The organism is Asanoa hainanensis (genome assembly GCF_900188485.1).
GTDB lineage: Bacteria > Actinomycetota > Actinomycetes > Mycobacteriales > Micromonosporaceae > Asanoa > Asanoa hainanensis.
Genome location: NZ_FZPH01000013.1, coordinates 34,887 through 54,918 on the forward strand (window position 1 = coordinate 34,887; position 20,032 = coordinate 54,918).

At 71.5% G+C, this 20,032-nt stretch carries 24 protein-coding genes and 1 tRNA gene; 19 read left to right on the plus strand and 6 right to left on the minus strand.

Annotated elements, in window-relative coordinates; translation table 11 throughout:
• Nucleotides 1–55 precede the first annotated feature (55 nt).
• The gene (locus tag CHC05_RS27435) at nt 56–544 is read left to right on the plus strand and encodes a DUF2231 domain-containing protein (RefSeq protein ID WP_089253477.1); all 489 of its coding nucleotides are present in this window, start codon (nt 56–58) and stop codon (nt 542–544) included.
• On the opposite strand, the gene CHC05_RS27440 is transcribed toward CHC05_RS27435, so the two are convergent.
• Nucleotides 545–859, minus strand: coding sequence for a hypothetical protein (locus tag CHC05_RS27440; RefSeq protein WP_089253478.1), 315 nt, complete (start codon nt 857–859; stop codon nt 545–547).
• A 39-nt stretch (nt 860–898) separates the two neighbouring features.
• Here CHC05_RS27440 and CHC05_RS41700 point away from each other — a divergent pair, with 39 nt between their 5' ends.
• A complete protein-coding gene (locus CHC05_RS41700; protein ID WP_179266408.1) occupies nt 899–1,072 on the plus strand; it encodes a hypothetical protein in 174 nt (57 codons plus the stop codon).
• A gap of 75 nt (nt 1,073–1,147) precedes the next feature.
• The gene (locus CHC05_RS27445; RefSeq protein ID WP_089253479.1) at nt 1,148–1,462 is read left to right on the plus strand and encodes an FmdB family zinc ribbon protein; all 315 of its coding nucleotides are present in this window, start codon (nt 1,148–1,150) and stop codon (nt 1,460–1,462) included.
• Here CHC05_RS27445 and CHC05_RS27450 read toward each other — a convergent pair.
• Nucleotides 1,459–2,052: a 5-formyltetrahydrofolate cyclo-ligase gene (locus CHC05_RS27450; protein ID WP_425426850.1), complete on the minus strand. Its 594-nt coding sequence runs from the start codon at nt 2,050–2,052 to the stop codon at nt 1,459–1,461. The two genes, CHC05_RS27445 and CHC05_RS27450, sit on opposite strands and share 4 nt — an antisense overlap.
• Before the next feature lie 65 nt (nt 2,053–2,117).
• Here CHC05_RS27450 and CHC05_RS27455 point away from each other — a divergent pair, with 65 nt between their 5' ends.
• The 6 genes from CHC05_RS27455 (at nt 2,118) to CHC05_RS27480 (ending at nt 8,193) form a co-directional block, all read left to right on the plus strand.
• A complete protein-coding gene (locus CHC05_RS27455; RefSeq protein ID WP_089253481.1) occupies nt 2,118–4,256 on the plus strand; it encodes a GGDEF domain-containing protein in 2,139 nt (712 codons plus the stop codon).
• Nucleotides 4,257–4,265: 9 nt separating this feature from the next.
• Nucleotides 4,266–5,222 carry a UTP--glucose-1-phosphate uridylyltransferase gene (locus tag CHC05_RS27460; RefSeq protein ID WP_089253482.1) on the plus strand — a complete coding sequence of 319 codons (957 nt, stop codon included), beginning with the start codon at nt 4,266–4,268 and terminating at the stop codon, nt 5,220–5,222.
• Complete coding sequence (locus CHC05_RS27465; RefSeq protein WP_089253483.1) at nt 5,219–6,493, plus strand: molybdopterin molybdotransferase MoeA; 1,275 nt, start codon at nt 5,219–5,221, stop codon at nt 6,491–6,493. The genes CHC05_RS27460 and CHC05_RS27465 overlap by 4 nt, the downstream gene beginning before the upstream one ends.
• Nucleotides 6,493–7,122 (plus strand): GNAT family N-acetyltransferase, encoded by a 630-nt coding sequence (locus CHC05_RS27470; RefSeq protein ID WP_089253687.1) that lies wholly within the window; start codon nt 6,493–6,495, stop codon nt 7,120–7,122. The genes CHC05_RS27465 and CHC05_RS27470 overlap by 1 nt, the downstream gene beginning before the upstream one ends.
• A gap of 122 nt (nt 7,123–7,244) precedes the next feature.
• A complete protein-coding gene (gene sepX, locus CHC05_RS27475; protein ID WP_179266409.1) occupies nt 7,245–8,045 on the plus strand; it encodes a divisome protein SepX/GlpR in 801 nt (266 codons plus the stop codon).
• A gap of 71 nt (nt 8,046–8,116) precedes the next feature.
• Nucleotides 8,117–8,193: transfer RNA gene (locus CHC05_RS27480), tRNA-Ala, on the plus strand.
• On the opposite strand, the gene CHC05_RS27485 is transcribed toward CHC05_RS27480, so the two are convergent.
• From CHC05_RS27485 to trxA, 4 genes are all read right to left on the minus strand, one after another.
• Nucleotides 8,172–8,897 (minus strand): hypothetical protein, encoded by a 726-nt coding sequence (locus CHC05_RS27485; RefSeq protein ID WP_089253485.1) that lies wholly within the window; start codon nt 8,895–8,897, stop codon nt 8,172–8,174. The two genes, CHC05_RS27480 and CHC05_RS27485, sit on opposite strands and share 22 nt — an antisense overlap.
• A 37-nt stretch (nt 8,898–8,934) precedes the next feature.
• Nucleotides 8,935–9,969 carry a MarR family transcriptional regulator gene (locus CHC05_RS27490; RefSeq protein ID WP_089253486.1) on the minus strand — a complete coding sequence of 345 codons (1,035 nt, stop codon included), beginning with the start codon at nt 9,967–9,969 and terminating at the stop codon, nt 8,935–8,937.
• 50 nt (nt 9,970–10,019) lie between these two features.
• Nucleotides 10,020–11,954: an intein-containing Rv2578c family radical SAM protein gene (locus CHC05_RS27495; protein ID WP_089253487.1), complete on the minus strand. Its 1,935-nt coding sequence runs from the start codon at nt 11,952–11,954 to the stop codon at nt 10,020–10,022.
• 101 nt (nt 11,955–12,055) lie between these two features.
• Nucleotides 12,056–12,427 (minus strand): thioredoxin, encoded by a 372-nt coding sequence (gene trxA / locus CHC05_RS27500; RefSeq protein ID WP_089253488.1) that lies wholly within the window; start codon nt 12,425–12,427, stop codon nt 12,056–12,058.
• Between the two features lie 466 nt (nt 12,428–12,893).
• On the opposite strand from trxA, the gene CHC05_RS27505 reads away from it, so the two are divergent.
• The 10 genes from CHC05_RS27505 to CHC05_RS27545 all read left to right on the plus strand — a co-directional run bounded on the left by CHC05_RS27505 (nt 12,894) and on the right by CHC05_RS27545 (nt 19,957).
• The gene (locus CHC05_RS27505) at nt 12,894–13,409 is read left to right on the plus strand and encodes a MaoC family dehydratase (RefSeq protein ID WP_089253489.1); all 516 of its coding nucleotides are present in this window, start codon (nt 12,894–12,896) and stop codon (nt 13,407–13,409) included.
• Nucleotides 13,410–13,464: 55 nt separating this feature from the next.
• Nucleotides 13,465–13,947, plus strand: coding sequence for a hypothetical protein (locus CHC05_RS27510; protein WP_089253490.1), 483 nt, complete (start codon nt 13,465–13,467; stop codon nt 13,945–13,947).
• 50 nt (nt 13,948–13,997) lie between these two features.
• Nucleotides 13,998–14,624 carry a TrmH family RNA methyltransferase gene (locus tag CHC05_RS27515; protein ID WP_089253491.1) on the plus strand — a complete coding sequence of 209 codons (627 nt, stop codon included), beginning with the start codon at nt 13,998–14,000 and terminating at the stop codon, nt 14,622–14,624.
• Between the two features lie 61 nt (nt 14,625–14,685).
• On the plus strand, nt 14,686–15,369 hold the full coding sequence (locus tag CHC05_RS27520) for a DUF6758 family protein (protein WP_342745686.1): 684 nt from the start codon (nt 14,686–14,688) through the stop codon (nt 15,367–15,369).
• Nucleotides 15,370–15,488: 119 nt separating this feature from the next.
• Nucleotides 15,489–15,647, plus strand: coding sequence for a hypothetical protein (locus tag CHC05_RS41705; RefSeq protein ID WP_176984925.1), 159 nt, complete (start codon nt 15,489–15,491; stop codon nt 15,645–15,647).
• A gap of 15 nt (nt 15,648–15,662) precedes the next feature.
• The gene (locus CHC05_RS27525) at nt 15,663–16,523 is read left to right on the plus strand and encodes a PH domain-containing protein (RefSeq protein ID WP_089253492.1); all 861 of its coding nucleotides are present in this window, start codon (nt 15,663–15,665) and stop codon (nt 16,521–16,523) included.
• Nucleotides 16,524–16,624: 101 nt separating this feature from the next.
• Complete coding sequence (locus CHC05_RS27530) at nt 16,625–17,266, plus strand: SigE family RNA polymerase sigma factor (protein ID WP_089253493.1); 642 nt, start codon at nt 16,625–16,627, stop codon at nt 17,264–17,266.
• Complete coding sequence (locus CHC05_RS27535) at nt 17,266–18,438, plus strand: hypothetical protein (RefSeq protein WP_089253494.1); 1,173 nt, start codon at nt 17,266–17,268, stop codon at nt 18,436–18,438. Before CHC05_RS27530 ends, CHC05_RS27535 begins: the two co-directional genes overlap by 1 nt.
• A gap of 20 nt (nt 18,439–18,458) precedes the next feature.
• Entirely contained in the window at nt 18,459–19,316 is an 858-nt protein-coding gene (locus CHC05_RS27540; RefSeq protein ID WP_089253495.1) for a PHP domain-containing protein, read from the plus strand.
• 29 nt (nt 19,317–19,345) lie between these two features.
• Nucleotides 19,346–19,957: a MarC family protein gene (locus CHC05_RS27545; RefSeq protein ID WP_089253496.1), complete on the plus strand. Its 612-nt coding sequence runs from the start codon at nt 19,346–19,348 to the stop codon at nt 19,955–19,957.
• Nucleotides 19,958–20,032 lie beyond the last annotated feature (75 nt).

A 20,032-nucleotide genomic window follows, 5' to 3' on the forward strand; every position in this document is an offset into this window, starting at 1 on the left:
ACTGTTCAACGGCGGCTCCGGCCGTACGCTGGCACAGATATTCACAGGAGGCCGCGTGCTTAACAACATCCTGGGCATTCCGGCCCACCCGCTGATCATCCACGCGGCGGTCGTCTTCATCCCCCTGCTCTGCCTCGGCGCGGTCGTCTACGCGCTGGTCCCCCGCTTCCGGAGCAAGATCGGATGGGCGGTCACCGCCCTCGCGGTGATCTCGCCCATCGCCGCCTGGTTCGCGAAGGCGTCCGGCGAGAACCTGCGGGACCGGCTGGTCGCCGCGGGCTTCTCCCAGGAGATCCTCGACAAGGTCAACCAGCACCAGAGCTATGGCGACCGCACCTGGTGGTTCACCCTCGCCTTGGGCGTCGTGACGCTCGTGCTGCTGTTCATCACCAGCGGCAGCCGCCGGGCACCGCACCACGTGCCGATCGGCGTGACCCTCGCGCTCAGCGTGGTGGTCATCGCACTGGCCGTCGCCACCGCGATCTACGTCTTCCTCACCGGCGACAGCGGAGCCCACGCCGTCTGGGAAGGCGCTGTCCCCTAGTTAAAAGAGCACGCGCGAGCAGAGCAGGCAGGACAGCACGACCAGGACGGCGGCGGCGACCAGACCGATGCCGTACGTCACCGTCCGCGCGTCCTTCTCCTGCGCCTCGATCTTGTCGAGGTCCTGCGGAGCCAGCTGGCGGGGCGGCGGCGGCTGCAGGTAGGTCGGCGGTCGCCACCCCGCGGGCGGCGGCTCGGTGGGCGGCGGCCCCGAATAGCCACCCGGGGGTACGGGTCCACCCGTGCTCGCCGGGCCGGGTTCGCCACCGGGGCCGGGCCGCTGCCACGGTGCGGCGTTCGGGTCGTCGTACGTCACGGCGAACGACGCTACCGAACGCGCGGGTACGCTGCCTGCGTGAACCGCGCGCAATCGCCCGCCACACCCGACGACGACCGTCCCGTCGACCTCAGCGGCGACGACTTCGTCCTCCCCGAGCAGACCTCCGACGACACCGATCGGGGCTGGGGTGAGCGAACCGACACCAACGACGAGCGCCTCTGGGAAGACAAGCCCCCGCACTGGGGTTGATATTGCCGAAGCTCGTTGTTCTGGCACTCAGCTAGGCTGAGTGCCGAAAGGCCCCAGCAAGATCCGGAGGAAGCTGTGCCGACCTACCAGTACGCCTGCACCGAGTGCGGACACCAGCTCGAGGCCGTGCAGTCGTTCTCCGACGACGCGCTGACCGTCTGCCCCGAGTGCGAGGGTCGCCTCCGCAAGGTCTTCAGCGCCGTCGGCGTCGTGTTCAAGGGCTCCGGTTTCTACCGCACCGACTCCCGCAACGGGTCCACCGGCAGCGACACCAAGGTCAAGTCTTCCGAGTCGAAGACCGAGACCAAGTCGGAGTCGAAGAGCGAGACCAAGACCGAGTCGAAGCCGAAGTCCGAGCCGGCCAAGGCCGCCACTCCGGCCGCCTCCTAGACCCGCACCAGCCCACCCGCCGGGGTGATCACTGCGGTCACCCGCTGGTCGTGTGCCGCCTCCGGCACCCGGTCGACGAACTCCCCGTCGTGCAGCAGGGCGACCACGGGCACGCCGGCCGGCACGCGGGCCAGCGCCCGGTCGTAGGACCCGCCGCCCCGACCCAGCCGCATCCCGCGCCGGTCGACCGCGAGCGCCGGCGCCACGATCAGCTCCGCGCCGGCCACGGCGCCGAGACCCAGCCGCTCCCCGTCGGGCTCCCGCAGACCCCGTCCGGCCGGCACGAGCGTGCCCGCGTACCTGGCCCAGTCGAGATCGTTGTCCCCGCGGAGCACTGGCAACAGCAGGTCGGCGTCCGCGCCGAGGGCCGCTCGGACCACCGCCGCCAGGTCGGCGCCGCCCGGCTCGCTGCCGACCGGCACGTACCCGCAGACCAGCCTCGGCGCGCTCTCCCTGACGAGCTCGGTCAACGTGGCGGTCACCGCCGCAGCCGCCGCGATCAGTTCCGCCGGCGCCAGCGACCGGCGCCCGGCGAGCACTGCGGCCCGCATGTCAGCCTTAGTCGCCCCACTATGCGATAAATCCGGCACGCAACACTCCCGACCCCTACCCGGTTAGACCCTCGACGGAGCATGGCAGGTCCGAAGGGGGAGTTGTGACGCTGCGCGGGCGGTTGACCGCCGCGTTCCTCGCCGTCGTGCTGGGACCGGTGCTGCTGGGTGCGCTCTTCGTCGGCGGCACCGTCAGCGCGGTGGCGCAGGACCGGGCGAAGGACCGCCTGAGCGCCGCCGCGACCGCGCTGCGCACCTCGGTCAGCTCCCTCTGCCAGCAGCTCCAGGCCGCCGCCGACACGGTCGCGGTGACCGCCGACCCGGCTCGGCAGACCGACATCGCCGGCCAGGTGGTCGCGCGCGGGCTGGCCTCCGGCGTCGTCGTCGAGGGCGCGGACGGCGCGCAGACGCTGCGCACGCCCGACTCCCCGGACCGTCCGTGGGCCGACTGCACGCGGCCCGCTCCCGACGCCGGCCCGTTCCGGGGTCTGGCCGTCGGGATCGAGGCGCGAGACGCGGCCGGCGCGCCGCTCGGCACGATCTGGGCCACCTACGACCTCGACACCGGCACCATCGGCCGGCTCGCCGGCGCCACCGGCACCGCCGTCACGCTGCTCGGCGGCACCCCGCCGGGCGCGGTGCACACCACGGAGTCGGCCGGCGCCCTGCCCGCGGTGGTCGCCGCGGCCGCGGGGGTACGCGGTGACGCGGTGGCCGAGACCGCCGGCGGCCGGGTGGTGCGGCGGGTCGGCCCGGCGCCCGGGCAGCCGTTGCCGCTCGTGCTGTCCGTGCCGACCGGCCAGCCGCAGGGCCTCTACGCGTTGCTCGTCGCCGCCGTCGTCCTGGCCGGCCTGTTCGCGGTCGGCGCCGCCTGGTGGCTGGCCCGGTCGACGACGCGGCCGCTGGCGGAACTCGCCGCCGCGGTCGGCCGGGTGGCCGGCGGTGACCTCGCCGCCCGGGTGCCGGTGCGCGGCCGGGACGAGGTCGGCCGGCTGGCGCTCGCCTTCAACCGGATGACCCGGGAGACGCAGGCGTACGTGCGGGCCCTGACCACCAGCCGCGACCAGTTGCGTGGCCACCTGGCGGTGCTCGGCGACACCCTGTCGAGCACCCACGACCTGCAACGGATCCTCCAGGTGATCCTGGAGACGGCCCAGGCCGCCACGGGTGCCAGCGGGGGCGGCGTACTGCTGCTCGACTCCGCCACCGGCACGCTCGTCGGCCAGTGCGGGCTCGCGGTCGACGTCGCGGGCCGGCGGATACCGGTCGGCGACGGCCTGCTCGGCGGCGTCGCCGCGACCGGGGTGCCCCGGCGCGGCCGGGTCGACCGGGACGGCCCCACGCTGTCGCCGTTCGAGCCGCCCTGCCGCACGTACGTCGTGGTGCCCTTCAACGTCTCCGGCCCGGTCGCGGAGCCGGCGCTGGTGCCCGGTGTGCAACCGCCGGAGCCGCCGACCGCGTCCGGTGTGCTGGCGCTCTACGACCGGCTGGGCTCCGACGAGTTCGACGACGCCGACCTGATCACGCTGCGCACGTTCGCCGGCCAGGCCGCGGTCGCCGTCGACAACGTGCGCGTGCACCAGGAGGCGCAGCGGCTCTCGTTGACCGACCCGCTCACCGGTCTCTGGAACTACCGCTACCTGCGCGAGTCGATCCGCCGCGAGGTGGAGCGGGCCAGCCGCTTCGGGCGGATGCTCGCGGTGCTCGCCCTCGACCTCGACCGGTTCAAGGAGGTCAACGACACCTACGGGCACACCGCGGGCGACGCTGTGCTGGTCGAGTTCGCGCACCGGATCCGCGGTGTGGTGCGCGAGGTCGACCTGGCGTTCCGGCAGGGCGGCGAGGAGTTCGTGGTGCTGCTGCCGGAGACCGACGCCGACGGCGCGGCCATCGTGGCGCGCCGGATCGGCGCCGCCGTGCGCGACGACACATTCGACATCGACGGCGCGACCGGAATCGACGTGACCGTCTCCATTGGAATCGCGGTGTTCCCGAGTCACGCGGCCACCGCGCAGGCGGTGCTGAACGCGGCGGACGGCGCGCTGTACGCGGCGAAAGCGGCCGGACGCGACGGCTTCCGCACCGCGTCGGGTGGGTCGGCCGTGGTGGCCGAGATACCGGTCGCGGCGGGGGCCGTTCCACCCGACGACAACCTGCCCAGAGCAGGTGGTGGACAGCCGATCAGACCTGCTGGCGGCGCGTCACGCGGGACGCAGCCACCGCGACAGACGAGGGGCGGATAGTCTCGCGGAATGTCGGACGAGCCTGCGACCCCACGACCGCCATCCCCGTCTAGCGAGCCGCGCCGGCGCGCGGTCAAGGCGGTCATCCCGGCCGCCGGTCTCGCCACCCGCTTCCTGCCCGCGACCAAGGCCGTGCCCAAGGAACTGCTGCCGGTCGTCGACCGACCCGTCCTGCAGTACATCGTCGAAGAGGCCGCGGCCGCCGGCATCACCGACATCCTGCTGGTGACCGGTCGCGGCAAGACCTCGATGGTCGACCACTTCGACCGCCAGCCCTATCTGGAGAGCCGGCTCGAGGAGAAGGGCGACGCGGAACGCCTCGCGGCCGTTCGCCGGCCCGCCGAGCTCGCCGAGATCTACACCTGCCGGCAGGGCGAGCCGCTCGGGCTCGGGCACGCGGTCGGGATGGCCGACTCGCACGTCGGCGACGACGCGTTCGCGGTGCTGCTCGGCGACGAGTTCGTCGACGAGTCCGAGCCGCTGCTGCCCGCGATGCTCGACCTGCAGGCGCGCACCGGCGGCATCGTGCTGGCGTTCCTGGAGGTGCCGCGCGAAGAGGTCAAGCGCTACGGCATCGCGTCAGTGGCGCCGGCCGAGGCCGACCTGGTGCCCGGCGCCGAAGTGGTGAAGGTGACCGGCCTCGTCGAGAAGCCGGCGCCGGAGGACGCGCCGAGCAACCTCGCCGTACTCGGGCGCTATGTCCTGCCCGGCAAGATTTTCGAGACCATCCGCCACACCAAGCCGGGCAGCGGTGGCGAGATCCAGCTCACCGACGCGATGCAGACGCTGCTCGACGAGGGCACGCCGGTGCACGGCATCGTCTATCGGGGCACCCGCTACGACACGGGAATGCCATTGGGCTATTTGCAGGCCGTCGTGCAGATCGCGTGTCAGCGTGAAGACCTGGGCCCGGCGTTCCGTTCCTGGCTCGAAGAATTCGTGCGAGCGGGAGGAGTCGGCTCATGACGCAGACAGCCGACGCGGAGGTAGCCGCCAGAGAGCTCACCCCACTGGCCGACTATCTCGGCAGCGCCCTGCGCAGGCTGCGCGCACTTCCGCCGCTCGACCTGGAGCTCACCCAGGCGTACGGCAACGTGTTGGCGCAGGACGTCGTCGCGCCGCATCCGTTCCCGGCCTTCGACCTCGCCTCGATCGACGGGTACGCGGCCCGCTGGGAGGACGTGGCCACCGCGGGCCGCGGCACCTCCGTGCGGCTCAACGTGATCGGCGACCTGTCCGCGTCGAGCTGGCGCCCGGTGCGGCTGACCCCGGGCACGTGCTTCTCCGTCGCCGCCGGCGCCCCGCTGCCCGGCGGCGCCGACGTGGTCGTCCCGATCAGCTGGACCGACCAGGGCATGGCCGCGGTCGAGATCTTCCAGCCGCCGAAGCGCGGCTCCGGCCTGCGCCGCGCGGGCGACGAGCTGGCCACCGGCTCGGTCCTGGGCCGCGCGGGCTCCACCATCACGCCGGCCCTGGTCGCGGCGTTCGCCGCCACCGGCATCGGGCACGTGGTGGTCCGGTCCAGCCCGCGGGTCGTCATCATCGCGACCGGCGACGAGCTGGTCGAGGTCGGCCGGGGCAGCCAGCCCGGCCAGGTGGTCGACGCCAACTCGCACGCGCTGACGGCGGCGGCGGCCGAGGTGGGCGCCCTGGCCTACCGAGTGGGCATCTGCGACGACGACCCCGAGGGGCTGCGCGCGCTGCTGGAGGACCAGACGCTGCGGGCCGACCTCATCCTGACCACCGGCGGCACCGGCACCGGCCCCGGCGACATGGTGCGCCGCATCCTGTCCCGCCGCGACGGCGGGCGCACGGGCCCCGTGGCATTCACGGAGGTCGCCCTCTACCCTGGCACCACGCTCGGATTCGGCACCGTCGGCGCGGAGGAGGTGCCCGTGGTCTGCCTGCCCGGTGACCCAGGCGCCGCCCTGATCGGCTTCGAGGTGCTGGCCCGCCCGGCGATCCAGCTCCTGGCCGGCGCCGAGCCGGTCTTCCGCCCCAGCGTGCGGGCCCACCTGCTCGACACGGTCACCTCGCCGGCCGGCCTGCGCGAGTTCCGCCCGGCGCACGTCGCCGAGCGCCGCGGCGGCGGCTACACCGTGCAGCCACTGCACGGCGGCCCGTACACGCTGTCCGGTCTGATGGAGGCCAACGGCCTCGTGGTGCTCGGCGAGCGGGTCACCGCCGCGGCCGCCGGCTCCACAGTGGATGTTCTGCTGCTGGACAGACGCAAGTGATCCCCCTAGGCGCCGCTCCGGGCTGGCCCGCCGTCCTACGTGACGGGCCGGTCCTGCTGCGCCCCTACCGCCGCTCGGACGCGGCGGCCTGGTCAGAGGTACGCCGGGCAAACCGGGCGTGGCTCGCGCCCTGGGAGCCGTCGGCGCCCGGCGACTGGAACGAGCTCAACTCGGTGGCGGCGTACCGGTTCGTGCACCGCGACCAGCGCAAGTCGGCCCGTCGGGGCGAGAGCATGCCGTTCGCGGTCTGCCTCGAGGACCGCTTCGTGGGGCACATCAACCTCGGCAACGTCGTACGCCGGGCGTTCTGCTCGGCCTATGTCGGCTACTGGGTCGACGGCCGGATCGCGGGCCGCGCGGTGATCCCGACGGCGCTGGCGCTCGTCGTCGACCACGCCTTCCGCTACGGCGGCCTGCACCGCATCGAAGTCAACATCCGCCCGGAGAACAAGCCGTCCCGGCGGGTGGTCGAGAAGCTCGGCTTCCGCGAAGAGGCTTATCATCCCCGCTACATGCACATCGACGGCGCCTGGCGCGACCACATCGGATACGCGATGACCAGCGAGGAGGTCGTGGCCGAAGGCGGCCTGCTGGCCCGCTGGCACCGCGTACGCACGGCCACATCCTGATCTTGAGCAAGTCGGCGCGTTGCGCCACATTGTTCGGTGGCCGGCCGTAACCTCGAATTACGAATGTACGGCAACCTCATCAATCCGCATGATCGGGTTGTCACCGTATCTTGACGGGAGGGGTGAGGGTGCCGACCTCGGTGCTCCTCGCTGTCCTCGCCGCAGCCGGGCTGCTCGCTCTGGCACCGGCCCTCGTGCGCCGGTACGACGCCACCGAGCGATTGGTGGCGGAGAGGGCACTGTCGACGGCGCGGGTGCTGTCCCGCCGCCGCCGGCGTCGCACCGTGCCCGGCCGCCGCCCGATCCGCGGCTCGCGGGCGGTGGTCCCTCCGCTGCGCCCGGAAGTGCCGGTCTCCGCTCCCCCGGTCTCGGCCCCACCCGTCTCCGCGCCACCTTTTGCCCGCCGGTCGCCGCGGCTGCGCGCGGTCCCACCGGGCGTCATGGCGCGCCCCACCCGCCGCCAGCGCCCGGCCGCCCGCCGCCACGCCACCGCGATCTACCGCCGCCGCCGGGTGCTCGCGGCGCTGATCCTGCTCAACCTGGTCGAGCTGGTCGGCGTCTTCCTGGTCGGGCCGGGCTTCTGGGTGGGTGTCGCGGTGACCGGCACACTCCTGCTCGTCTACCTGGCCCACCTGCGCAGCCGGGCCCTCGCCGACCGGGCGCGGCGCCGCCAGCAGGCCCGCCGGGCGGCGTGGCTGGCCGCCCGCCAGGCCGAGGTCCGGGCGGAGCAGGCCCGGCGGGCGGAGGTCCGGCGGGAGCAGCAGCGGCGCCTGGCCGCCCAACGCGAGGCGGTCCGCCGGGCCGCCATGGGCCTGGACCGCCCAGCCGACCTACCCCCGGCCGCGACGGGCTCGGTCTCCTACCGGCGAGCGGGCGGTTTGCGGGGTCGCCCGTACGAAGCGCGCCGCAGCAACACGGCGTAGGACCTGGTTCGCTGCCGGGAGGGTCCACCTGTTAGCCTTATCGCCGGTTCGCCAGACGCAAGTCCGGCGGCGGGGCTGTGGCGCAGACCGGTAGCGCACCTCGTTCGCATCGAGGGGGTCAGGGGTTCAAATCCCCTCAGCTCCACCAACAGGCAACACGCTGTGCAGCAGTTCGCTCACGAGCTGCAGGTCGGCTATCTCGATTTCCTGGCCGTCTGGCACGGCACGGATGACCCGCAACGATCTCGTCGCCTGGTGATCGAACCACCGACTGGCATGGCGACAAGCGTCCTCTCGAATCTGCGGCTCACTGCTCGCCAACTGGGTGAGTGCCGTCGGCCCGGCGACCGGGTCGACACAGAGTCGGATGATGTCGAGCAGGTCCGTGGCTTCCTTGGCCCGACCGCGGTTCATCACCGACTGAAGCTTCATGGCGACGAGCGGCCCTGGTTCGGCGACGCGTACCGCCAGGTCAGGAAGGCCGGTCGCGCGGATCGTCACCAGCGTCGCGCTGGCGGCCGCCCACGCGTGCGACAACACGTGCAGGCGATCGGTGGGGTCTTCCGGCAGCTGAGCAAGATCGGCGTCCGTCACCTCCAGAAGGTCCACCTGGACCTGCCCGATCGCGGTCGGCACCAACACTCCTGAGGGCCCGCTGCGCGACGCGCCGCTGCTCAGCAGCAGTTCGAGCTGGGTGGGCTCGCCATCGTGCCGCCGGTGCACGGTGTCCAGGTCGGTGGTCGCTCGATACGGCCGGCTCAGCCGGCAGACGACGGCCAACCCGCCGACGACGGTGACCTCGCGACCGGTGCGTTCCGCGACGGCCGGTATCGCGAGGACGAGCGCCGACATCGACGTCCCTGCCAGATCGACGACCGGCCGAGCATTGCTACCAGACACGAGGACCCGCCTCCGGGGGCGGGGTCCAATCCGCCAGCACCTCACGCCCGCGACCCGGATCGCTCGCCAGGTCGAGCGCGACGAACAACGGCCGCGCGAGCGGCCAGGTCGCTCCCGGTAGTTCGACACGGCGGGCGCAGACCAGCGGAAAGGGAGCAACCCGAATCGTCGCGGCACGCGATTCATGGCTTTGCGCGGCACCCAGCAACTGCGCGGCCCTGCGCAGGATGGTCTGGTCAGGCACGTAGAAGTCCGGCGGATGATCCGCTCTGATGCCGATGGGCGCGCCGTACGCCGCGGCCGCGACGCTGTCGGTGAGCGCCCAGCCCGTCGTCGCCGCGACGTCGTCGCGCCCGAGCCGGAGTGCGTCGTTGACCGGACCCGCCGTTCCTACGACGGGCGTCCGCGCCACGTCCACGCGCGCCGGCCTCCAGCGATCGGCGAGTTGCCAGAACAGGTCGGGCACAACGGGCCTACCCCGCCCGTCGACCAGACCGGCGGCGCGCAGGTCGGCAACCGCCTTGGAGACCGTGCTCGCCGACCGCGCGAGAGTTCGCGCGATCTCGCGAACAACCGGCGGCTCCGCGGGCCGCAGCAACATGAGTGCCGTCACTTCTTCGCTCACCCGGCCGGTGAGCGGCGGTGACTGGCCCGACACGCGCCCGAGCCTGGGCACGTTCGCGTCCACGAAGAGGCCCTTGCCGGCGAGGTGCAGGTGACCGCGAAGGTCAAGCCAGCCCCAGCCAGCAGCCCTCAGGATCTCCCGCGCCTGCTCGGTAATCCGGTCGGCGACCAGCACCGGGACACCGACCTCTCCGCTTTCCCAATTGCCCAGTCGCCGTTCCAACCCGTCCGCGGCGGCAAGCGAGACCTGCTTGATCTGCACCAGGATCTGCCCACCGGCCGCGTTGACCAGGATCAGGTCGGCGCCGGAATCGGCAGCCGGATCCTTAACCTCCAAGCCGACCGCCAGCGCGGCGTCCCGAAGCTCTTCGACGCCGTTCGACCCGGGGGCAGCACACATGGCCCTCAGCGTACAGTGTTTGGTGTCCGGTCATTACCGAACACCGAACACTAGAGCAGGGTGAGTTGCTCTGGCTCCGGTGGTTGGGCCGGGAGCTGGCGCGGCTCGAAGCTGTCCTGGCGGTCCAGGCCGTGTCGGCGTGCTGCCTGGCGGACCCGGGCCGTGATCTCACGTTGGTAGTCCTTCGGTAGGTATGAGCCGGCCCGATAGAGCTCCCGGTAGCGCGGCACCAGTTCCGGGAACTCGCGGCCCAGCCACCTCGCGTACCAGTCGCGGGTGCCTGGCCTCAAATGCAGGGAGATGCCGTTGACGCCGGCCGCGCCCGCTTCGGCGACCGCCGCCACTGTGCGGTCGATGGATTCCTCGGTGTCGGTCAGGCCCGGCAGGATCGGGGCTACCAGGACCCCGACCCGGAAGCCCGCGTCCGTCAGGCGGCGCACCGCGTCGAGGCGGCGGCGTGGGCTCGGCGTGCCCGGCTCGACCCGCCGCCACAGCTCCTCGTCGACGAAGCCGATCGAGAAGGACAGGCCCACCGAGGTCACCGCGGCGGCCTGCTGGAGCAGCTCCAGGTCGCGGAGGATCAGGGTGCCCTTGGTCAGGATCGAGAACGGGTTGGCGAAGTCGCGCAGCGCCGACAGGATCTGGGGCATCAGCCGGTAGCGGCCCTCCGCCCGCTGGTAGACGTCGACGTTCGTGCCCATCGCGATGTGCTCGCCCTGCCAGCGGCGGGCCGAGAGCTCCTTGCGGACCAGGTCGCCCGCGTTGACCTTGACGATGATCTTGCTGTCGAAGTCGTGGCCCGGGTCCAGGTCGAGGTACGTGTGCGTGTTGCGGGCGAAGCAGTTGTGGCTGACCACGCCGTTGGCGATGAAGTCGCCCGTGCCCGTGGTGATGTCGTAGAGCGGCAGGTCGACGCCGAGGGGCTCGACCTTGACCACGTCGAGCGGGACGTTGGACTTGAGCGCCAGGCCCTCGATCGAGCGCTTGTGGGTCGCGGCCGGGTCGGTCGTGTGCAGGAAGCGCAGCCGCTCGACCAGGCCACCGACGATCCGCACGTACCAGCCGCGCGCGCCGCCCGTGCGCCGCACCGCGAAGTCGAAGCCGAGGGCCCGCAGCGCCGAAGCGACCTCGTCGATCGTCTCGCGGTCGATGCTGCCGATCCGCAGCGCGGTGCCGTCGTGCGCGCCCTCCGCGTCGAAGACGCCGGCCAGGAAGCCCTTGCGCCAGTCGTCGGTCAACGCCGACGGCACCGCCATGCGGCCCGCGGCGGCCAGCCGGGCCACCGACGGCGGGGCATCGGCGAGGTAGCGGCGGGTGCGGTCGAGCGGCTCGCGGTCGGTGACGCTGACGTCGCCCCGGCTCATGCCGCACAGGTAGCCCGCCCGGTAGTCGGTCGTGTCGGCCGGCGGCGACGCGAACCGACCGACCCCCATCAGCTTGTTGCCGCTGGTCAGGTGGGGGCGCTGGTCGGCACCGCCCATCGAGCCGGTGACGTGCTTCCACCCGCGCTCGGTGAGGAAGCGGTGGTCGCCGCTGGCCACGAGCTCGGTGCCGTCGGCCAGGGTGACTCGGTAGCCGGGCTTCGTCGTGCGCCAGTGCGCGAGCACCTCGGTGATCGCGTAGCGCCGGTACGTGCCGTTGCGGACCGTGCCGTAGATGCGGTCGCCGACCGCCAGGTCACGCAGCGCGCGGGTGCGGCCGTCGGCCATCAGGATGCGGGTGTCGCCGTCCAGGCAGTAGGTGCAGGCGTGACTGCAGCCCCGGTACGGGTTGATCGTCCAGTCGAAGCCCATCCGCGAGTTGCCGGGCACCCGGTTGATGATTGATTTGGCCCGCACCTCGTAGAACGTCATGCCGGCGAAGCCCGGTGTGTCGAACGTGCGCGCTACTGCGCCGGGCAGCGCCAGCGGCAGGGGTGGTGTCGCCGGCGCCGCCCGGTCTGGGACGACCGAGACGGGGAGAGCCGACAGGTTGTCCCAACGCATTACCCGATTCGAACACGTGTACGAGCAAGATTGCAAGCGCCCTGCTCACAGACGCGAACAGGGCGCCCCGCGCGAAGCGGGACGCCCTGCTCAAAAGACTCTCAGTGCTCGTGGGAGGCGTGCTCAGCGAGCTGCTTGCGTACGTCGTCCATGTCCAGCGCACGGACCTGGGAGATCAGGGACTCCACCGCGGACTCCGGCAGGGCGCCCGGCTGCGAGAACACGATCACGCCGTCGCGCAGCGCCATCAGGGTCGGGATCGAGCGGATGTCGTAGCGGGCGGCCAGCTCGACCTGCGCCTCGGTGTCGACCTTGCCGAACACCACGTCCTCGTGCTTCTCGCTCTGCTTGTCGTAGACCGGCGCGAACCGCAGACACGGCCCACACCAACTAGCCCAGAAGTCGACGAGAACGATGCCGTCACCGCCGGTGACCTTGTCAAAGTTCTCCGTGGTCAGCTCAACGGTCGCCATTGATCACTCCGATCGGTGCTGATGCGTGCCCCATCCGGGGCATCCGTGGTTCATAACGACGCAGGGCCCCATGCCATTCCCCACCGAACCGGGCCAGGGTCGGGCAAGGTGGCGCTGGTCACTCGCGTCACTCTGGAACCAGTCAAGATCAGCATCGCGTACGGTGATGGGAGCGATTCCATACCGTTAGGCCCATCCGCCTGCCGTTATCCCTCGATCACCGGCACGGCAAGGGAAAACGACACGGGTGACGAACGGTTCGAAAGTCGATCACTCTTACGATACGTAATGTTGCAGAACCATAACGGGTGACCCCCGTCACTTCCCGAAGGGTTTTCTGGTACCGGTTGGTCCGGCAAAATCGTAAGGACAAGCGTGGGCGGCGGGTGCCGGGGAGGGCCCCGCCGCTCATTGCGTCCGCACCCTTTCTCCGGCCAGCAAAGCGCGCCGACGTTAAAGTGCGGGCATGCGGTTCGGGCGCTATTTCGAAGAGTTCGAGGTCGGCGACGTCTATCGGCACTGGCCCGGCAAGACCGTCACCGAGGCCGACGATCACCTCTTCTGCCTGCTGACGATGAACCACCATCCGCTCCACCTGGACGCCCACTACGCCCAGACGTCCACGGAGTTCGGTCGCAACGTGGTGGTCGGCAACTACATCTACTCGCTGCTGCTCGGCATGTCGGTGGCCGACGTCAGCGGCAAGGCGATCGCCAACCTCGAGGTCGAGTCCCTGCGGCACGTCGCGCCGACCTTCCACGGCGACACCATCTACGGCGAGACGACGGTGCTCGACAAGCGGGAGTCCGGCTCGAAGCCGGACCGCGGCGTCGTGGCGGTCGAGACCCGCGGCTACAACCAGGACGGCACGATGGTCTGCGTCTTCCGCCGCAAGGTGATGGTGCCCAAGCGGGAGCACGCGGCGGCACCCGACGGACGGGACCCCGAGCGCCCCAGCTTTCCCGAGCCCGTCCCCCGCTAGAACCGGCTGGTCGCGCGGGCGCAAATGCGGCATATGCTGACCTTGGGAGGTCGTTATGCCAAGCCAGCCCGCGCCCGGCGATCCACTGTCGGTCCCGTTCCCGAACGTCGCCATCGACGTCTTCACCGCCCAGGAATGGGAGCTGCTGGTGCGGCTGCCCGGGCGCGTGATCGTCGCGGCCACCCACACCGGTCGCCCGGGACGGTCGGTTCGCGAGGGGCTGGCGGGCCTGGACGCGATGGCCGCCGGCCGCGCGTTCGACAGCGACCTGGTGCGCGCGGTGGTCGCCGCCGTCTATGCCGAACGGATGCCGTCGGTGCCCAGCCGCCCCGCCCGTGACCTGCTCGACGAGTGCCGGGACGCTGTCCGGGTGCTCGGCGAGCGCGCCGACCCCGCTGACTCCGCCGCCTACCGGCAGTGGGTCCAGTCGATCGCCGCCCGCGTGTGCACCGGGGGCCGCGGCCCGGCCGCCGGCCAGCTCGGCCCGGGTGACCGCTGGTTCCTGGCCGACCTCGGACACGCCCTGGGCATGGTCTGATCATCGGGCCGGTTCGCGCTCCGTCGTGCGTACCCCTTTAAATTGCCGGTGTGGAAGCGGAGGGTGAGGTCGGCGTCGGGCCGTGGCCAGGTCCATGGCCGGCCGATCCGAAGTTCGACCCGGAGCTGCTGGAAGCGGGCGACCGGCGCAACGTCGTCGACCGCTACCGCTACTGGCGGCACGAGGCGGTGGTGGCCGACCTCGATCTGCGGCGGCACGACTTCCACGTTGCCATCGAGAACTGGCAACACGACTTCAACATCGGCACCGTGGTACGCAACGCCAACGCGTTCCTGGCGGCCGAGGTGCACGTGGTCGGCAACCGGCGGTGGAACCGGCGCGGCGCGATGGTGACCGATCGGTATCAGCACGTCCGCCACCACCCGACGATCGAGGAGTTCGTCTCCTGGGCGCACGGTGCCGACCTGCCCGTGATCGGGATCGACAACCTGCCTGGCTCGCGCCCGCTGGAGACGGTGATCGTGCCGCGCCGGTGCGTCATGCTCTTCGGACAGGAGGGTCCGGGGCTCTCCGACACCGCCCGCGGGGCCTGTGACCAGCTCTTCTCCATCGCCCAGTACGGCTCGACCCGGTCCATCAACGCGGGCGTGGCCAGCGGCATCGCCATGCACGCCTGGATCCGGACGTACGGGGAGCCACCACCCTCCGGCGGGTGACCGAAAGCGCCGGAATGCTTGACTCGCCACCCGCACCGCGAGGAACGTAACGGGCGTGGGCATGTCGGTGAGTTGCCCGAGGTGCGGTGGTGCGGTTCGGCCACCGGACCTGATGCGCGACTGGCGGTGTGACGAGTGCGGCGACGTCCCTCCGTTGCACATCGCCGACCACAACAACGCCGAGATCGTGAAGAGCGTGGTCAACGCGATCACCGCCGGGCCCGCGTCCGTGCCGCTCTGGTGCACCTGGCCCCTGCTGCTCGACTGGACGGTGACCGGCGTCGCCTGGGCGGGTGACGACCATTCCGGCGTACGCGCGACGGCGCTGGCCTGCAGCGGACCCGCACCGTTCGGCGGCGGCCCCGCCGACCTGGTGATCGTCGCCGAGGAGCCCGGAGTGGGGCTGGGCAACCGGTTCGCCGGCGTGCGCGGCACCGATCCCGGCGCCCACCTCGTGCGGGACCTCACCTCGGTCTCGGCCGACCCCGGGCCGGGCCAGGCGACCGGCGCGCATGCCAAGATCAAAGTGGATGGCCACCCGACTCCACTGTGGTCGATCTCCACGGCCGAGGACCGCAGCGCGTACGTCGGCGAGGCGCGTGGAATGTGGCTTTATGCGATAGCTTGGCCCGCACACGCCGGGTACGTTCTCGCAGAAGACGTTATGTTGCACGATCTTTGCGAGTGGTTGCCCCCGGAACTCGTGTACGGTGCTCCTTCTCCGTACCTGCATGGGCACGCCTGAGCGGGGCGTTCCCGCTTGTGCGGATTATGCGCAGTTCATTCAACCTGAGCGCGACGACTGATACGCTGAGTCCTGCCGCGGCAAGTTGCCGGCGCCGCGACAGAGGGGGTTGGGCCGCAATGCTCAAGAAGATCCTCACTTGGGGTGGAATCGCCTTCCTCGTTTTCTTCATCGCCTTCCGTCCTAATGAGTCAGCTGACGTGTTCAAGAACATCGGCGGCGGCATCATGGATGTCGCGGAAGGCTTCGGCGACTTCTTCACGAGCCTCGTCGCCTAGGCGCCGCCGTCACCTATGGGCCGACCGTCCGCACCATCACCAGACCCTGACGAGTCCGATCGCGACCGTTGGGCACGTGATGACGTGCCCCCGGTCGACGAAGGCCCGGGCTTCAGCACCGGCCCCGGCTACTCGCCGAGCGCGGGCTACTCCGACAGCGCCGGCTTCGGCGACTCGGCCGACTACGCGCACGGCGAGCCCACGGCCAGGCAGCGCACGGCCGGTGGCTACACCGCGACCGAGATCTCCGAAGAGGAGCTCGCCGGCCTCCAGGTCGACGCGTCCGGCCTGCCGCTCGGCCCGCGCCGGGTGCTGCCGCTCGAAGACGAGCCGACCCCGCTGGTCTCGCGCTACCTCTTCCCGACCGAGCGCTACCGGGGCGAGTGGAAGCGCCACTGGATCCACCTGAGCACGCCGCTCCTGGTGATCATCGTGGCCACCTTCGTGCTCGGCTACCTGTCCGGCTTCCTGTTCCGGCAGGAGGCGGCCGGCATGACCACCGCCGCCATCCTGGTCTGGGTGGCGATCTTCGGGTGGGTCGCCTGGAAGGTCGGCGACTGGTACTTCGACCGCTTCATCCTGACCAACAAGCGGGTCATGGTGGTCAGCGGGATCATCACCCGCCGGGTCGCGATGATGCCGCTGCTGCGGGTCACCGACATGAAATACGAGCAGTCGCCGTTGGGCCGCGCGCTCAACTACGGCACGTTCGTGCTCGAGTCCGCGGGCCAGGAGCAGGCACTTCGCGAGATCAAGCACCTGCCGAACCCCAACGAGCTCTACCTGCGGGTCGTCGAGGAGATGTACGAGCCGCAGGCGGTCGAAGCCCGGCTCGGCAAGGACGCCGACGAGGCCCGCGCCGACGACGGGGCATAGGCTCCTGCCGATTGGTCGCCGCTCGGCAACCGTTCGCCCCGTAGACCCCGGCTATACGCGTGTGTCAGTCTGCAACCACGCGTACCAAAGGGGGGCGTCCGGTGACGGACAGGCAGTCGGTCGAAGACGACTTCCGGGAGTTCGTCGCCGCCCGTTCGCCGGCCCTGCTGCGCACCGCCTACCTGCTGACCGGTGACTGGGCCACCGCCGAGGACCTGTTGCAGACAGCGCTCACCAAGATCTATCTGGCTTGGCGGAGACTCGGGGAGATCGAGGCCGTCGAGCCGTACGCCCGCCGGGTCCTGGTCAACACGTCGATCAGTTGGTGGCGCCGCCGTTGGCACGGCGAACGCCCGACCGAGGTGCTGCCCGAGCGGGCCGTCGCCGACAAGGTCGACGAGCAGCTCGAACGCGACGCCTTGTGGCGGCACGTGCAGTCGCTGCCCGCCCGGCAGCGCGCGGTGCTGGTGCTGCGCTTCTACGAGGACATGTCCGAGGCGCAGACCGCCGCCATCCTCGACATCTCCACCGGCACGGTGAAGAGCCAGACCTCCCGGGCCCTGAGCACGCTGCGCGGCCGGCTCGGCGCCGAACGCGCCGCCGAGCAGGCCCGGGTCGACGAGTTGGCCGCGGCGCAGACCGCGCCGCCCCCGATCCCACGGCAGGCGTCGGCGCCCACGCGTCCGGTGCGTGCCCCCGCTCCCCGCATTCCCGCCCCGGCGGGAGGAGTGGAGGGGCGCTGATGATCGAAGAACGACTGCGTGAGGCCTTCCAGGACCGGGTCGAGCTGACCCCGGCCGGCAGCGACCGCGCCGACCAGATCATCCGCCGCACCGGCCGCAGCCGGCGGTGGCGCCGCGTGGGCACCTCGTTCGCGGCGGTCCTCGCGTTCGCGTCCCTGCTCGGCGGCGCGCTCGGCTGGAAGCTCCTGCACACCACGCACACGGGCTACAACTCCTCGGTGCTCTCGGCCGACCCCACCGCGCTGCCCGAACCCCAGGTGACCGCGTCGATCAACCCGCACGACGTCGCCAGTCTCGGCCTCGACCTGCGGATCGGCGATCTGCTGTGGACCACCGACGGCCGCCGCCTCGACCTGGGCGCCCACGGCGACGTCGACGTCGTCTACCGGGTGCCGGCCGGCTGGCTCTACGGCAACGCGAGCGGCGGCGCCTACCTCCAGCCGGTCGACGGGCGATCGGTGGAGGTGGCGCCGGAGGGCAGCCGCTGGACCGTCGGCGACGACGGCCAGCGGATCGCCGTGGTGACCGACAACCAGCTGGCCATGGCCGATCTGACCCGCGAGGGCGCCAAACGCGTCGGCATCGTCAACGTGCCGGCCGACACCGCGCCGACCGCCGTGCTCGGCGACCGGGTGCTGGCGACGGGCAAGGTCTCCAGCGGCCGCGGGTACGAGTTCGTCACGGTCGTCGGCCAGTCCGGCTGGGCCGACCCGTCCTGGAACCCCGTGGTCTCCGGCGTCCTCGGCACCCGCAGCGACGCCGCCGTGGGGCTCGCCTGGACGACCGGCGAGAAGGAGCTCTGCCTGGCCTCGCTGCGCCCGGACAGTCCGGTCATGTCGGTCACCATGACCAAGCTCTGCGGGTTCGAGTCGCCCGGCGAAGGCGTCACGAACAACCTCTCCCCCGACGGTGGGTGGTTGGCCGAGCCGGCTGGCGACCAGTTGCGCCTGCACAACGTCGACAACGCCCTGATCGGCACGCCGACGGCCAAGGTGTGCGCGGCGGCCGGCGTACGCTCGCCGATCTGGGTCGACAACCGCACCGTGGTCGCCACGTACGACGACGGGGTGATCCGCTGCCAGACCGACGGGACGCGCAAGGTCCTCGAGGTGCCCGCGTCGGCCGGCAGCAACTGGAACCTCGTGCCCCGGCTGGGCCGGGCGGAGGGCTGACCCCGGTAGCGTCTGCGGCGATGGACAGCCGCATTGACCTGCACGCGCACTCGACCGCGAGCGACGGGACGCTGACGCCCACCGAGCTGATGTCGGCGGCGGCCACCGCCGGGCTCGACGTGGTCGCGATCACCGACCACGACACGACCGCGGGCTGGTCCGCCGCGGCGGCCGCCCGACCGCCCGGTCTGGCGCTCGTGCGGGGCGCCGAGCTCTCCTGCCGGTGGCACGGGGCCCGGCCGCCGATCTCCCTGCACCTGTTGGCGTACCTGTTCGACCCGACCTACCCCGACCTCGTGGCGGAGCTGACCCGGGTGCGCGCGTCGCGCGAGGTGCGGGCGGAGCGGATCGTCGCGCTGCTGCGGGCCGACGGGCACGACGTGACCTGGGACGAGGTGCTGCGCTACGCCGACGGCGGCTCGGTCGGGCGGCCGCACATCGCGCAGGCGCTGATCCGAGCCGGGCTGGTCTCCTCGACCTCCGCCGCGTTCGCGCCGGAGTGGCTGGGCCAGCGTTATCGCGTGCCCAAGGAGGAGATCGACGTCTTCGAGGCCGTGCGGCTCGTCCGTGCTGCCGGTGGGGTGACGGTGTTCGCGCACCCGCGGGCGACCCGGCGCGGCCGGATCGTCCCCGACGACCTGATCGTGTCGTTGCCGGAGGCCGGGCTCTTCGGGTTGGAGGCGGACCACACGGACCATTCGCCCGCGGAACGCGCGCACGTGCGGGCGCTGGCTTCGTCGCTCGGGCTTGCCGTGACCGGATCGTCCGATTTTCACGGCACGCACAAGACCGTCGGGCTCGGGGCCGAGACCACCTCACCTCTCGTGTACGAGCGCCTCGTGGCCGCCTCATCAGGAAAGACACCCGTGCTGGATTGACGTGAACGACCTTCGCCTACCGTGATCGCGTGGATCTGAAGGTATTCGGCGAGGTCGTCGTCACGCTCCTGGTGATCATGGACCCGCCGGGGATGGTGCCGATCTTCGTCGCGATGACCGGCACGATGGCGCCGCGCGACCGGCACCGGGCCGCCTGGCAGGCGGTGTGCCTGGCACTCGGCGTGGTCGTCCTGTTCGCGGTCGCCGGCCAGAACATCCTCGAATACCTGCACGTGGACCTGCCGGCCCTGCAGGGCGCCGGCGGCCTGCTGCTCATCATGATCGCGTTGGAGCTGCTGACCGGGAAGACGGACGGCCCGACGGACCACTCGACGTCGAACATCGCACTGGTGCCCCTGGGCACGCCGCTGCTGGCCGGCCCGGGCGCGATCGTGGCGACGATGCTGTTCGTGCAGCGCGCCGACGGCGCGCCGGACTACGTGGCGGTCTACGCGGGCATCATCGCCGCGATGGTGGTGGTCTGGCTCGTGCTGCGGTACTGCGGCGTCGTGGTCAAGGTCCTGCGCCCCGGCGGCATCGAGGTGCTCACCCGCATTGCCGGCCTCCTGCTGGCCGCGATCGCCGTGCAACTGATCGCGGACGCGGTGTTCGCCTTCGTCGACTCGTACCAGGCGGGGTGACCATCCGGGGTTGTCGTACCCGGATGGGAGGATTCTCCCGTGCGCAGGCCAACCTCCTCCCCCACCGGCCGGGCC

Coding starts and splice junctions, on each gene's coding strand:
- CHC05_RS27465 (WP_089253483.1), top strand. CDS start 5,219: ATGACGCAGACAGCCGACGCGGAGGTAGCCGCCAGAGAGCTCACCCCA.
- trxA (WP_089253488.1), bottom strand. CDS start 12,427: ATGGCGACCGTTGAGCTGACCACGGAGAACTTTGACAAGGTCACCGGC.
- CHC05_RS27460 (WP_089253482.1), top strand. CDS start 4,266: ATGTCGGACGAGCCTGCGACCCCACGACCGCCATCCCCGTCTAGCGAG.
- CHC05_RS27540 (WP_089253495.1), top strand. CDS start 18,459: ATGGACAGCCGCATTGACCTGCACGCGCACTCGACCGCGAGCGACGGG.
- CHC05_RS27495 (WP_089253487.1), bottom strand. CDS start 11,954: ATGCGTTGGGACAACCTGTCGGCTCTCCCCGTCTCGGTCGTCCCAGAC.
- CHC05_RS27505 (WP_089253489.1), top strand. CDS start 12,894: ATGCGGTTCGGGCGCTATTTCGAAGAGTTCGAGGTCGGCGACGTCTAT.
- CHC05_RS27490 (WP_089253486.1), bottom strand. CDS start 9,969: ATGTGTGCTGCCCCCGGGTCGAACGGCGTCGAAGAGCTTCGGGACGCC.
- CHC05_RS27525 (WP_089253492.1), top strand. CDS start 15,663: ATGGGCCGACCGTCCGCACCATCACCAGACCCTGACGAGTCCGATCGC.
- CHC05_RS41705 (WP_176984925.1), top strand. CDS start 15,489: ATGCTCAAGAAGATCCTCACTTGGGGTGGAATCGCCTTCCTCGTTTTC.
- CHC05_RS27485 (WP_089253485.1), bottom strand. CDS start 8,897: ATGTCGGCGCTCGTCCTCGCGATACCGGCCGTCGCGGAACGCACCGGT.
- CHC05_RS27510 (WP_089253490.1), top strand. CDS start 13,465: ATGCCAAGCCAGCCCGCGCCCGGCGATCCACTGTCGGTCCCGTTCCCG.
- CHC05_RS27535 (WP_089253494.1), top strand. CDS start 17,266: ATGATCGAAGAACGACTGCGTGAGGCCTTCCAGGACCGGGTCGAGCTG.
- CHC05_RS27520 (WP_342745686.1), top strand. CDS start 14,686: ATGTCGGTGAGTTGCCCGAGGTGCGGTGGTGCGGTTCGGCCACCGGAC.